This window comes from Agrobacterium sp. 5Ca50 (genome assembly GCF_055381905.1).
The window spans coordinates 2,535,769-2,548,294 of record NZ_AP026438.1 but is presented as its reverse complement, the minus strand read 5'-3'; the positions used below and the strand labels follow the sequence as shown (position 1 = coordinate 2,548,294).

Sequence of the window (12,526 nt, the reverse complement as noted above, 5' to 3'; positions counted from 1 at the left end):
TCCTCATGCCGCATCAAAAATGCGTTGGCCGTTCTTGTCGTCGTGAATGATCACGTCAAAACCTTCAAAATGCGGACCGGAGAGGTATTCGACCTTGCCACGGTTGTTGCCAGCATTGGCATGTGCTGCGCGGAACTGCTCGGACTTGGTCCATGCGGTGAAATCTTCGCGGGTTTCCCAAACGGTATGCGAGGCATACAGCGTGTGGTCGTCAGACTTAGGGCCTTTGAGCATGTGAAACTCGACATAGCCCTTCAATTCGTTGAGCTGCGTCTTGCGCTCGCGCCAGATTGTTTCAAACGCTTCCTCAAAACCCGGTACCACGCGAAAGCGGTTCATTGCGATGAACATCCAATAACTCCCTTGACTGAAATAAGTTTCCTGTAATTGTCAGGATATAGGTGGTTCCCAAGGTTGAAAAGCCCGCATGTGCAAGAAATCCAGTGCTTTTTGACAGTTTTCATTTCTTGGTTTGTCTACTCTTGCGCGGGTTTTTAAACATGTGTACCAAACTCCACTTAAATGAACTGCCCATGGCAGCTTGCCTCTTTTATCTGGATGAAAAGCTCATGATGTCTTCAAAACGTTCGCTTCGATCTCTGGCTTTCGGCGTGTTCATGCCGGTGGCGCTGATAACATCCACTTTTGCGCAGGCGGCCGATGGCGGTAACGTCAAGGCACAACGTATTGTGTCTGTCGGTGGCACTATTACGGAAATCCTCTATGCGCTTGGCGCGCAGGACCGCATCGTGGCACGTGATTCCACCAGCAGCTTTCCTGTTGATGCGCTGGCCAAGCCGGATGTCGGCTATATGCGTGCGCTCTCCGCTGAGGGCATTCTGTCACAGAAGCCCGATCTCATCCTGACGGAAGACGGTGCCGGCCCGGCCGATGTTCTCAATATTCTCAAGGACAGCGAAGTGCCTGTCGTTACAATCGACACTCCGCCATCGGGTGCCGCAATTGCCAAGAAGATCCAGGATGTCGGCGCAGCCGTTGGTCTTGAAGACAAGGCAAAGACCCTGGCGGAAGAAGTGGACACCGGCCTTGCAGCCCTGGCCAAGGATGTTTCGGCGGTTGGCGAGAAGAAAAAGCGCGTACTGTTCGTGCTGTCGACCGCGGGTGGTCGTATCATGGCCGGCGGTCAGGAAACAGAAGCTGCGGCCATTATCGAAATGGCCGGTGGTGTAAATGCTGCGTCGGCGATTACTGGTTACAAGCCGCTGACTGACGAGGCTGTCATCGCTGCAGCACCTGATGTGGTGTTGACCATGGCGCGTGGCAATCATCAGGCCTCTCCCGATGAAGTGTTTGCGCTGCCTGCATTCCAGAGCACACCTGCCGCAGCCGACAAGGCTCTGATCAGCATGGACGGTCTTTATCTGATCGGTTTTGGTCCGCGCACACCTGCGGCGGCACATGAACTGGCCTCCAAATTGTATCCGGATGTGGTGAAGCCGTGAAATCGCTTGCCGTGACGCCCGCCACAGCTCCCGTTGAAGGCAAGAGATCGCGCGTTGGCGGCATTGCACTTGCGGTGCTTGTCGGCCTGTTGTTTCTGGCCTGTCTGGTGTCGTTGGTCAGCGGGCCAACCGGGGTCGGGCCGGCAGAACTCTGGGCCTATTTCACCGGTCATGCGGCCGATATGGAGCCGCGTGACCGCATTATTCTTGAAGCCGTGCGTTTGCCGCGCACCGCGCTTGGCCTTCTGATTGGTGCTGGGCTCGGTGTGTCCGGCGCCATGATGCAGGGTCTGTTCCGCAACCCGCTGGCCGATCCCGGTATTGTCGGTGTCACCTCGGGTGCTGCCTTGTTTGCGGTTGCCGCACTGGCGCTGGGTGGTGGCATGCTTGCGCCGCTGGCGGCGTTTTTCGGTTCGCAGTTCCTGCCGGTCATGGCGTTTTTTGGTGGCCTGATCAACACCATTCTTCTGTATGTGATTGCTACGCGCAACGGTATGACGTCAACCACGACGCTGGTTCTGGCCGGTATTGCGGTTGGGGCCTTGAGTGGTGCCCTGACCGGTCTGATGATTTTTGTCGCCGATGACCGTGCGCTACGCGACATCACCTTTTGGAGCCTCGGCTCACTGGGTGGGGCAACGCCGGCAAAAGTTCTGGCGACACTGCCGTTTATTCTGGTGGTTCTGGTCATCATACCCTTTGTTGCCAAGGGGCTGGACGCACTCATCCTGGGTGACGCGGCTGCCTTCCACATGGGCGTGCCGGTCCAACGCTTGAAGCGTCTGGTCATTCTGGCGGTTGCTGCCGCCTGTGGTGCAGCTGTTGCGGCGGCCGGCTCGATCGGTTTTGTCGGCATTGTCGTGCCGCATCTGCTGCGTCTTGCCATTGGTCCCTCGCATCGCTTTCTGCTGCCGGCATCAGCGCTGGGTGGTGGCGCGTTGCTATTGCTGGCCGACAGTTTTGCCCGCACGGTTGCTGCGCCTGCCGAGCTGCCGATCGGCATCGTCACGGCGCTTATTGGTGCACCGGTGTTTCTGTTCCTGCTGTTTGGCAAGGGCGGTATGGGTATGAGGAACCTGTCATGATCACGGCAAGCGGTATCAATCTAACCCGGTCGGGACGCAGGCTGCTCTACGAAGTTTCATTGAAACTCGAGCCGGGCAAGTTCAATGTGATTATCGGCCCGAACGGTGCCGGAAAGTCGACATTGATGAAAGTGCTGTGTGGAGAAACCAAGCCGGATGTCGGCACCGTTTCTTATGGTGGGGCGGACATAAACCTGTTCTCGCCTCGGCAACTGGCACGTCAACGTGCAGTGCTGCCACAAAACACCACATTGGCATTTCCGTTTACTGCGTTTGAAATTGTCCGAATGGGCGCTGTTGCCTATGGCGGCCTGGATCCTGACGCACAGGCCCAGACGGCGCTTGTCAATGTCGGTCTGCGTGGCTTTGAAAGCCGTTGTTATAATTACCTGTCTGGCGGCGAACAGCAGCGTGTGCAATTTGCCCGCGCTTTGGCGCAGGTACCGCATTCCGTTGAAGACGGTGAGGCGCGGGCGCTGTTTCTTGATGAGCCCACCGCAAGCCTCGATATCGGCCATCAGATCAGTGTTCTGGAGACAGCACGTGATTTCGCTGAGAAGGGCGGTATGGTACTGACCATTTTGCACGACCTTAATCTTGCGGCGGAGTTCGCAGATCACCTGATCGTGATGCACGATGGCAGGATCACTGCGCAGGGCGCATCCTTCGACACGATCAGCGATGAAACCATTGCACGGGTCTATGGCATTGGCGGTGCGGTGGGACGTCTGCCGGCGGCGCACATCCCCTATGTTTTACCGCAGTCACGCCACAGATAGCGGGTTGGAATTCACGCCTTTGGTTCCGGCCGCGTGACGATGAAGGCGGCGGAACAGAGCATGACAACGAGTACAATTACCGCCCGCAAGGCGGGTGGATCTGTGGTGAACCAGAAGATCGCGTAGCTGGCGGTCATGACGGAGACGGCGGCAATCTTGGCACGGCGGGCAATCGAGCCAGTTTCTTTCCAGTTGCGCAGAGACGGGCCAAAACGCGGGTGAGACAGCAGCCATGCTTCGAGTTTCGGGGACGAGCGGGAAAAACACCAGACGGCTAAAAGCATGAACGGCGTGGTCGGCAGAACAGGCAGGAACGCACCAGCAACGCCGGTCGCCACCATAATCCATCCCAAACAGAGATACACGTACCGCATGTCGTTTGCTGCCTTTTGTCTTTATGAGTGCAATTCTCATGATAGGCTTGTGATGTCTAGGTTTGACCTTTGTTTTTTGAACAAATGGCGTGAGACAAATTGGCTAGGACGCCGCGTAAAAGGCTTGAAATGATCATCCCGTTTTCGTTTCACAGGTGAGGCTGGGTACTGTCACAGCGGGTAGGATGTGTGAATTTGCGTCGCCCGAGTTGCATTCCTATATTAAGGGTTGTGATAAGGGGCTTGCTTCGCGTCTGTATATGCCTTTATCCCGGTGCGGCAATTATTTGGCTCCAAGTCGAAGTGCCAACAGAAGAAGGAAAACACCATGGCCAAAATGATCCACTCGATGGTCCGGGTGCTGGACGAAAAGCGTTCGGTTGACTTTTACTCTCTCGCATTCGGCCTGAATGTGGCGGAGCGTGTGGAGCAGGAAACTTTCACATTGGTCTATATGAGCAATGAAGAGGAGAGTTTCGAACTTGAGTTGACGATCAACCGAGGCCGTGATGTTCCCTATGCGCTTGGCGATGGTTATGGCCATCTGGCCGTTTCCGTCGACAACCTTGACGCAGAACACGCACGCCTGATCGAAGCCGGTCTGGCACCGGGCAAGATCATCGAGTTTGTCCGCAAGGACGACGTGTTTGCCCGTTACTTCTTCATCTGCGACCCGGATGGTTACAAGATCGAAGTTCTCGAGCGCCGCGGTCGCTTCAAGTAAAAGGTTGGCCAAAGGGGGCAGGAGATGACTGAAGAGAGTGTGAAGCTCGAAGAGAGCTGGCGGCAGAAGCTTCTTCCGGAATTTTCCAGTCCCTATATGGCCCAGCTCAAGGCTTTCCTGCTTGAACAGAAACAGGCAGGAAAGCACATCTTCCCCAAGGGGCATGAATATTTCCGTGCTCTTGACCTGACGCCGCTTGGCAAGGTCAAGGTGGTCATTCTCGGACAGGACCCATATCACGGTTACGGTCAGGCGCATGGCCTGTGCTTTTCCGTCCGCCCCGGTGTCCGCACACCACCATCACTGGTAAACATCTACAAGGAACTGCAAAGCGATCTCGGCATCCAGCCGGTCCGCCACGGCTTTCTGGAAAGCTGGGCGCAGCAGGGCGTGTTGTTGCTCAACAGCGTTTTGACTGTTGAAGAGGCACGTGCGGCTTCTCACCAGGGGCAGGGCTGGGAAAAATTCACTGACGCTGTTATCCGTGTTGTGAATGACGAATGTGAACATGTTGTCTTCATGTTGTGGGGCTCCTACGCGCAGAAAAAAGCATCCTTCGTGGACCGCGACCGCCATCTGGTCTTGAAGGCACCGCATCCCTCCCCGCTGTCGGCCCATAATGGCTTTTTCGGCAGCCGGCATTTTTCGCAGGCTAATGATTATCTCGTTTCCCATGGCCGCACGCCGGTTGAGTGGGCATTGCCGGCGGATGTGGCGGACGCTTCGTAAGTCGTATTTTCTGCAATTCCTGACTTTAAAGTTCCAGTTCGTTGGTCTATGAGATAAGTGGACTTACGGCTGAAGGATTTTTGTTGTGTCTGTGTTATTTGCGGAAACTTCTGTTGAAATTGCCAATGCGGAGTTGATTGTTGACAAGTTTCAGCAGCACTTTGCCGAGCATTTTCCTGTCATCCGTGAAGGTACTGTTCTCCATTACGAAACGGAATACGGCAAAGTCTGGATGGCTGGCGAGAAGGGCCGCTTCCAGGCTGAGGTCAATTGTTATGACGCCCATGTCCTGATGTCGATCAAGGCAATGCTTGCGGAACATCTGCTGGAGTTCTCGGGCGACAAGGATCTTCGTTTTCGTTGGCAGGGCCACGGCGCTGATCTGAACCAGCTGCCAAATCTGTTTGAAGGTCGCGTGGTCAGGGCGTTTAACGTCACACCCCGCATGCGTCGTCTGGTTATTTCGGTTGGTGAGGGCATTGAACGCCTGATGACCGGCGGTCTGCATATCCGCATTCTGATAGTGCCGCAGGGTCGCACACCGGTTTGGCCTCACCTGTCGCAAACCGGTGCTGTCGTCTGGCCGGAAGGTGATGACGAGTTGATCCGGCGTGTTTACACCATTCGTTACGGCAATGTGGAGCGTCAGGAAATCGAACTGGATTTCGTCATGCATGAGGGAGACCACATGCCTGGTGCGCATTTCGGGGCAACTGCCAAGGCCGGTGATCTGGTCGGTATTATCGGTCCCGGTGGTGGCGTCGTTCCCGTTGAGGTTGATGCGTGCGTGTTGGCCGGTGACGAAACGGCGCTTCCAGTTATCTCGCGCATGGTGGAAGAGTTGCCCGCGGGTAAGAAGATCACTGTTTACGCCGAAGTGGCGGACGAAAATGAACGTCAGGACATCAAGTCCAGTGCCGATGTCAACTGGACATGGCTTTACCGTAATGGCAAGGCTGCAGGTACATCCGGCCTTTTGGAACAGGCTTTGCGTCAGCACGACTGGAGCCAGGATAGCGACAGTCGCCATGTTTTCATCGCTTGTGAAAAGGGTGAGGTTCGCCAGATCAAGAAATTCCTCAGCGATGAGGCAAAACTGCCGAAGAACGATTTCCGCACGGCCGGATACTGGGTGCTGGGCGAAGCCGATGATCACTGAATGTAATTGTCGGTAGCCGCCAGACCTACCATGTAATCCTCTCAAGCCACCATAAACTGGCGGCTTTTGTGTTTTGAGATCTTGTGGATTGTTGAACGGGTTTGATTTTTCGTTCTCATTTTGTGAACAATGCGTTCTGAGAGCTCGGTCTATGCTTTGCGGCAGATCGGCCTAATTATAAGCCCATCAACAGCAACGATCCTTTCTTAGGGATCAGGCACAAGGGGTTTTATCATGCTGAACCAGATCAAGGGACTGCACCACGTCACGTCGATGGCAGCAAGCGCCCGCACCAATAATGCATTCTTCACCGATACGCTTGGCCTGCGCCGCGTCAAGAAGACTGTGAACTTCGATGCGCCCGACGTCTATCACCTTTATTATGGCGATGAGGTTGGTACGCCCGGCTCTGTCATGACCTACTTCCCATTCCCGCACATTGCACGTGGTCGCCCGGGAACAGGCGAGGTTGGCACGACATTGTTTTCCGTTCCGCAGGGATCGCTCGGTTACTGGCAGGACCGCCTGACCAAGGCCGGTGCAGATGGCCTGAAAACCGACGAAGCCTTTGGCAACAAGCGCCTGCATTTTGCAGGTCCTGATGGCGATGGTTTTGCGCTGGTTGAAGTGCCTGACGATAATCGTGCCCAATGGGTTGGCAATGGTGTGACGGCGGATCATGCGATCCATGGTTTTCAGGGTGCGTCGTTGCGTCTTCGTGACGAAGGTGCAACTGGCGAACTGCTGAAATTCATGGGGTATGAGGAAGTTGACCGGCAAGACGGGGTGTTGCGCCTTGGTATTCCCGGCGGCAACGGTGCCGACTTCATAGACATCGAAACCATGCCCAATATTTCGGGTGCACGTCTTGGTGCCGGTTCCGTTCATCACATCGCCTTTGCGGTCGAAAACCGCGAAAAGCAGCTCGAGGTGCGCAAGGCATTGATGGATACCGGCTATCAGGTCACGCCCGTGATCGACCGAGACTATTTCTGGGCGATCTATTTCCGCACACCGGGCGGCGTACTGTTTGAGGTTGCCACCAATGAGCCGGGCTTTGATCGGGACGAAGACACGGCGCATCTCGGTGAAGCACTGAAACTGCCTGAACAGCATGCGCATATGCGCGGCATTCTGGAACAGCATCTGGAACCGCTTGGTGACGAAAAGGCCGCGTAACGACCTTCACTGAAACTATTGATGAAACGATGACGTCACCCTCGGGATTTGCCCGAGGGCCAGCCCATTGGCATGGATGGTCAGATCAAATCTTGCCATGACGCGAGCGAAAAAAGGAACCTTTCCATGGGTCAGGATAACTACATTCACAATGTCAGGGCCGGTGCTGCTGGTCAGCCGCTTTTTGTCGTGCTGCATGGCACAGGTGGGGATGAAAACCAGTTCTTCGACTTTGGCAGCCGGTTGTTGCCGCAGGCCACCGTCGTTTCGCCGCTTGGCGATGTTTCCGAACATGGTGCTGCGCGGTTTTTCCGTCGCAAGGCGGAAGGCGTTTATGATCTGGATGATCTTGAGCGTGCCACGAAAAATATGGCCGGCTTTGTTGAGGCGCACCGCGATCATTATCAGGCGGGAAAGGTTATCGGACTCGGTTTTTCCAATGGTGCCAATATCCTCGCCAATGTGTTGATCGAATTTCCGGACCTGTTTGATGCGGCGGTCCTGATGCATCCGCTCATCCCGTTCCAGCCGGTCGTCAAGCCATCCACCAAGACGCCACGTATCCTGATCACTGCTGGTGAACGCGATCCCATCAGCCCGGTACCGTTGACGCAGGCGCTTGCTGAGCATTTTACCGGAACTGGCGCAGATGTGTCGCTGGTCTGGCATCCGGGCGGCCATGAAATCCGCTCGGGTGAAGTTGATGCCGTGCGCGAATTCATAGCGCCTTACGCATAATTTTTAAGAGCGCTTCTGGCAGACATCACATCGCCGGAAGCGCTCCATCTTTTCTTTTCACGCAATTCCGGGATCGGAGCCGGCGCTCGTTTTCGCTGAAATTGCTTCAGTAGCCGCAGTTTCGCAGTTGTCGTGCATAGTTATCGGCAATGTTGGCGGAACGGCGTGCGGCTTCGCGGATTGCAGGTTTGCTTTTCCAGACACCCTGCGCATAACCGCCGTGGCCGGAATAATAGGCCAGATAGAGGTTATAGGTATCGCGCAAGGCGATGCCATTCCGCTTGTTGCTCTTGTTATGATACCAGCCAACGAAATGGATCGCGTCGGTGAAATCGGTGCGGCTTGCACTCCAGCGGCCGGTGTCACGCTGATATTCTTTCCATGTGCCATCCAGTGCCTGGGCATAACCATAGGCAGTGGAACGACGCTTCCACGGTATGAAACCAAACAGTTTGGTGCGTGCCGGGCGCGCATACTGACGGAAACTGGATTCTGTGTAGATCGTTGCCATGAGAACAGGTACAGGCACACCCCAAGTGCGTTCTGCCGCCTGCGCATCACGACGCCAGTTGTTAAACAGGCCATCGCGCTGTTCAAACACGGCGCATATGTTGCGCGTCTGGGTAGGGGCTGTCGCACAGCCTGCCAATAAAGCGGTCAAAAAGAGCGCGACAAATAGTTTACGCATCGCAAAACCTCACGTTTTGCTGATTACTAATTGGTAAATACTAACGTTAGGTTTTTAGATAAGGTTAACGCTGGGCCGCTTGTCCACTGCCTGTTTAACCTTATGAAAACATGTGTGAAACGGGCATGGATTCAAGCTTATTTTGCGTCCGGAAAATGCCGGATTTTGGCCATTTTTCAGCTTGGCAGCACATTCGTTTTTTATAGGGAAAACAGGCTCCCTGGATGCCGAAAGCCGACAGCAACAACAGGGTCGTTTATTAACAAAAGCGTCTCGTCGCGTGTTGCAAATGTTAATGGACAGCTGCCGAAAGAGGGAGGGGGCTGGTGCCGTTCCAGGCCGTGATTTCAAAAAATCGCGTTAGATGGCAATAAAAACAAATTCCGATAAAATTGTAGCTATCGATTTAAATGCCCCGAAAAGACTGCCCTGTAAGTTGGGTGTCACTGGAGAAGGGATCTGTTGCCCGAGGGCGGCAGATACCGAAGCAAACTCCAGAAACGTTATTCAAGACCGGCGGGCAAGCTGGCTGATACCGAAACGGGGTATGAAATGTTGAAGAAGATCATAGCTGCCGCAATTTGCGGTGTATTCGTAGCATCTGTCAGTGGCGAAGCCGATGCGGCCGGGCCTGCTGGTTTCGCACGTGGTTTTGCCTCAGCTGAAAAGGCGCAGGCAATGGCCGTTGAGGCATCAGCCAGCAAGGGTCTGCGTCTCGGCGATTGCCTGCTGGTTGCCGGTCAGTGCGCACCGCGCGCCGCGATCTCGCTGACTGAGGCCCGTCGCAAGGACCTGTTGCGCGTCAACAAGGCGGTCAATGAGCCAATGCAGGCGCTGGATGACTTTTTCGGCTCTTTCGACAGCAACAATTCGGTGCCGGCCTTTATGGAAGCCGACAATTGCGGTGACTGTGCCACCATCAAGCGCCAGGAATTGATCCATCGTGGTTGGCCATCACATGCGTTGCGTATCGGTTACGCGCTGGGTGATGATGGCTCGCTGCAAAAGGTTCTGATTGTCGAAACGGCAAAGGGCGGCGTTGTACTCGGCAACGGTTCGCGCAACGCCAGCCCAGCTGCCAGCGAAATTACGCTCTAAGCGTTCACACTATTCATGACTGACTTGGCTGCCGGCTCCCTTTCAAGGGACTGGCAGCTTTTTTCGTTCTGCCACCGCAATGCCACCCAGCGTCAAAAGCAGAGCCATGATCTGGTAGGTGTGCAATGTCTCTCCAATAATGATGACGGAGAGCAACGTGCCGAACACCGGTACGAGATTGATAAACAGTCCGGCCCGGTTTGGGCCAATGCTTTCGACGCCTCTGATGTAGAGAATCTGTGCCAGAAGCGACGCAAAAATCGCCGTATAAAGCGTGATTATCCAACCCTTCTGATCCGGCCAGACGGCTGTCTGTTGCATGACCTCCCATCCCATCAGCGGGAAAGATGAGATGAGTGCGCCAAGCGCCGGTATGGCCATCAAGGTGCGCCAGTTTACCAGTGGTTTCCAGCGCAACATGATGGTGTAGACGGCATATACCAGCACCGCCAGCAGCATGATGGCATCCCCGGCATTCAAGTCCAGCGCGAGTAACGACCATGGATCGCCATGCGAGGCCAACAGGGCAACACCGGCAATCGTCATGAAGAACCCAATGATCTGGCCACTCATCACACGTGTTCCAAACAGCGCGAAGTTTAGCGCAAAAATCACCATGGGAATACCAGCCTGAATAACGGCGGCATTGATGGCGGAGGTGTATTGCAACGCGGTGTAGAGAAAGGCGTTGAAGCTGGTGTAACCGATGACGCCCAACCCGAAGAAATAGGGCAGGTTCTTTTTCACCACCGGCCAGTCACGGACCAGTTGCGGCACGGAAATGGCAAAGATGAAAGCAACCGCAAATACCCAGCGCAGATATGTCAGCACCATGGGACTGACGTGGCCAAGAGCCAGTTTTCCGGCGACAGCATTGCCGCCCCAGCACAGTGTGGCGATGATCAGGGCGAGGTAGGCTCTTGAAGGCACGGGGGATTCTTTCGGTGGTTATATGCAGGCGCAGGGCGGGAATCGTCGGTCGTCGACAACGTTTTTGCCGCCTCGGTGCCGAGATAAAGCCGCAAAGCGTGCTTTGTCACGGATTTTGTCATGCAAAAAGCAAAAAACGCTAGCATAAACAGGGTCGCTTTCCTTAAAACAACGCAGTATACATTCGCGGGTTTGGGTTAGGGCGCAGACACGCGCCATAAGCAGGAAAGCAAGATAATGACGAATGTCGTAGTGGTCGGCTCTCAGTGGGGCGACGAAGGCAAGGGTAAGATTGTTGATTGGCTCTCCGAGCGTGCGGACGTTGTCGTTCGTTACCAGGGTGGGCATAATGCCGGTCATACACTTGTCATTGATGGCGTCAGCTACAAGCTGTCTCTTCTGCCTTCGGGTGTCGTGCGTCCTGGCAAATTGGCCGTGATCGGTAATGGCGTTGTGGTCGACCCACATGCGCTGATTGCTGAAATGGGCCGTCTCGCTGCACAGGGTGTTACGGTTACGCCGGATAATCTGCGTATCGCCGACAACGCCACACTTATCCTGTCTCTGCACCGCGAACTGGACGGCATGCGCGAAGACGCGGCCTCCAACAGCGGCACAAAAATCGGCACCACGCGTCGTGGTATCGGCCCTGCCTATGAAGACAAGGTCGGTCGTCGCGCTATCCGCGTGATGGATCTGGAAGACACCGAGGCACTGGCTGCCAAGGTTGACCGTATCCTCAACCACCATAATGCGCTGCGTCGCGGTTTTGGTGTGGCTGAAGTCAGCCATGAAACAATCATGGAAGAACTGACATCGATCGCCGACAAGATCCTGCCGTTCCGTGAAACCGTATGGCTTCTGCTCGACAAGAAGCGTCGCGCTGGCGCACGCATCCTGTTTGAAGGCGCGCAGGGTTCGCTGCTCGATATCGACCACGGCACATATCCGTTCGTGACCTCGTCCAACACGGTTGCCGGTCAGGCTGCTGCCGGTTCCGGCATGGGCCCCGGTGCCCTCGGTTACATTCTTGGTATCACCAAGGCCTACACCACCCGCGTTGGTGAAGGTCCTTTCCCGACCGAACTGAACGATGAAATTGGTCAGTTCCTGGGTGAAAAGGGGCATGAGTTCGGTACCGTTACCGGACGCAAGCGCCGTTGCGGCTGGTTTGATGCTGCATTGGTTCGCCAGTCGGTTGCAACCAACGGCATTACCGGCATCGCGCTGACCAAGCTCGATGTTCTTGATGGCCTTGATGAGCTGAAGATTTGCATCGGCTACAAGCTCGACGGCAAGGAGATTGATCACCTTCCGGCAAGCCAGGGAGCGCAAGCTCGCGTCGAACCAATCTACATCACGCTGGAAGGCTGGAAAGAATCGACCGTCGGTGCCCGAAAATGGGCGGATTTGCCTGCTCAGGCGATTAAATACGTTCGTCAGGTCGAAGAGCTGATCGGTGCACCAGTTGCGCTTCTTTCCACCAGCCCTGAGCGTGACGATACGATACTTGTGACTGATCCTTTTGAGGATTAATGTCACAAATAATAAACCATATCGGGCCGGTACGTCGCCGGTGA

General features: G+C 55.1%; 14 protein-coding genes. 10 read left to right on the top strand and 4 right to left on the bottom strand.

What is annotated here, in order from left to right; genetic code table 11:
- Nucleotides 1-3 precede the first annotated feature (3 nt).
- On the bottom strand, nucleotides 4-351 hold the full coding sequence (locus tag ACZ5FM_RS12410) for an antibiotic biosynthesis monooxygenase family protein (protein ID WP_192488197.1): 348 nt from the start codon (nucleotides 349-351) through the stop codon (nucleotides 4-6).
- Nucleotides 352-569: 218 nt separating this feature from the next.
- On the opposite strand from ACZ5FM_RS12410, the gene ACZ5FM_RS12405 reads away from it, so the two are divergent.
- From ACZ5FM_RS12405 to ACZ5FM_RS12395, 3 genes are read left to right on the top strand one after another with little or no spacing between them, the layout of a single operon-like run.
- Nucleotides 570-1,463, top strand: coding sequence for a heme/hemin ABC transporter substrate-binding protein (locus ACZ5FM_RS12405; RefSeq protein WP_464038841.1), 894 nt, complete (start codon nucleotides 570-572; stop codon nucleotides 1,461-1,463).
- Complete coding sequence (locus tag ACZ5FM_RS12400) at nucleotides 1,460-2,548, top strand: FecCD family ABC transporter permease (protein ID WP_312945658.1); 1,089 nt, start codon at nucleotides 1,460-1,462, stop codon at nucleotides 2,546-2,548. Before ACZ5FM_RS12405 ends, ACZ5FM_RS12400 begins: the two co-directional genes overlap by 4 nt.
- On the top strand, nucleotides 2,545-3,327 hold the full coding sequence (locus ACZ5FM_RS12395; protein ID WP_464038840.1) for a heme ABC transporter ATP-binding protein: 783 nt from the start codon (nucleotides 2,545-2,547) through the stop codon (nucleotides 3,325-3,327). Before ACZ5FM_RS12400 ends, ACZ5FM_RS12395 begins: the two co-directional genes overlap by 4 nt.
- A gap of 11 nt (nucleotides 3,328-3,338) precedes the next feature.
- On the opposite strand, the gene ACZ5FM_RS12390 is transcribed toward ACZ5FM_RS12395, so the two are convergent.
- Nucleotides 3,339-3,701, bottom strand: a complete 363-nt coding sequence (locus ACZ5FM_RS12390; protein ID WP_464038839.1) for a YbaN family protein — start codon at nucleotides 3,699-3,701, stop codon at nucleotides 3,339-3,341.
- Nucleotides 3,702-4,029: 328 nt separating this feature from the next.
- Here ACZ5FM_RS12390 and ACZ5FM_RS12385 point away from each other — a divergent pair, with 328 nt between their 5' ends.
- From ACZ5FM_RS12385 to ACZ5FM_RS12365, 5 genes are all read left to right on the top strand, one after another.
- Nucleotides 4,030-4,425 carry a VOC family protein gene (locus tag ACZ5FM_RS12385; protein WP_250982131.1) on the top strand — a complete coding sequence of 132 codons (396 nt, stop codon included), beginning with the start codon at nucleotides 4,030-4,032 and terminating at the stop codon, nucleotides 4,423-4,425.
- 24 nt (nucleotides 4,426-4,449) lie between these two features.
- Entirely contained in the window at nucleotides 4,450-5,154 is a 705-nt protein-coding gene (gene ung / locus ACZ5FM_RS12380) for a uracil-DNA glycosylase (RefSeq protein WP_250982130.1), read from the top strand.
- 85 nt (nucleotides 5,155-5,239) lie between these two features.
- Nucleotides 5,240-6,313, top strand: a complete 1,074-nt coding sequence (locus tag ACZ5FM_RS12375; RefSeq protein ID WP_464038838.1) for a DUF2218 domain-containing protein — start codon at nucleotides 5,240-5,242, stop codon at nucleotides 6,311-6,313.
- A 234-nt stretch (nucleotides 6,314-6,547) separates the two neighbouring features.
- Nucleotides 6,548-7,492: a VOC family protein gene (locus ACZ5FM_RS12370; RefSeq protein WP_464038837.1), complete on the top strand. Its 945-nt coding sequence runs from the start codon at nucleotides 6,548-6,550 to the stop codon at nucleotides 7,490-7,492.
- A 126-nt stretch (nucleotides 7,493-7,618) separates the two neighbouring features.
- Entirely contained in the window at nucleotides 7,619-8,230 is a 612-nt protein-coding gene (locus ACZ5FM_RS12365) for an alpha/beta hydrolase (RefSeq protein ID WP_464038836.1), read from the top strand.
- A gap of 106 nt (nucleotides 8,231-8,336) precedes the next feature.
- Here the strand turns inward: ACZ5FM_RS12365 and ACZ5FM_RS12360 are convergent, their stop codons facing one another.
- Nucleotides 8,337-8,918, bottom strand: a complete 582-nt coding sequence (locus tag ACZ5FM_RS12360; RefSeq protein WP_192488207.1) for a transglycosylase SLT domain-containing protein — start codon at nucleotides 8,916-8,918, stop codon at nucleotides 8,337-8,339.
- A gap of 552 nt (nucleotides 8,919-9,470) precedes the next feature.
- Here ACZ5FM_RS12360 and ACZ5FM_RS12355 point away from each other — a divergent pair.
- Nucleotides 9,471-10,016, top strand: a complete 546-nt coding sequence (locus ACZ5FM_RS12355; RefSeq protein WP_464038835.1) for a transglutaminase-like cysteine peptidase — start codon at nucleotides 9,471-9,473, stop codon at nucleotides 10,014-10,016.
- Nucleotides 10,017-10,058: 42 nt separating this feature from the next.
- On the opposite strand, the gene ACZ5FM_RS12350 is transcribed toward ACZ5FM_RS12355, so the two are convergent.
- The gene (locus ACZ5FM_RS12350; RefSeq protein WP_259143324.1) at nucleotides 10,059-10,946 is read right to left on the bottom strand and encodes a DMT family transporter; all 888 of its coding nucleotides are present in this window, start codon (nucleotides 10,944-10,946) and stop codon (nucleotides 10,059-10,061) included.
- A 237-nt stretch (nucleotides 10,947-11,183) separates the two neighbouring features.
- Here ACZ5FM_RS12350 and ACZ5FM_RS12345 point away from each other — a divergent pair, with 237 nt between their 5' ends.
- Nucleotides 11,184-12,482 (top strand): adenylosuccinate synthase, encoded by a 1,299-nt coding sequence (locus tag ACZ5FM_RS12345; RefSeq protein WP_192488210.1) that lies wholly within the window; start codon nucleotides 11,184-11,186, stop codon nucleotides 12,480-12,482.
- Nucleotides 12,483-12,526 lie beyond the last annotated feature (44 nt).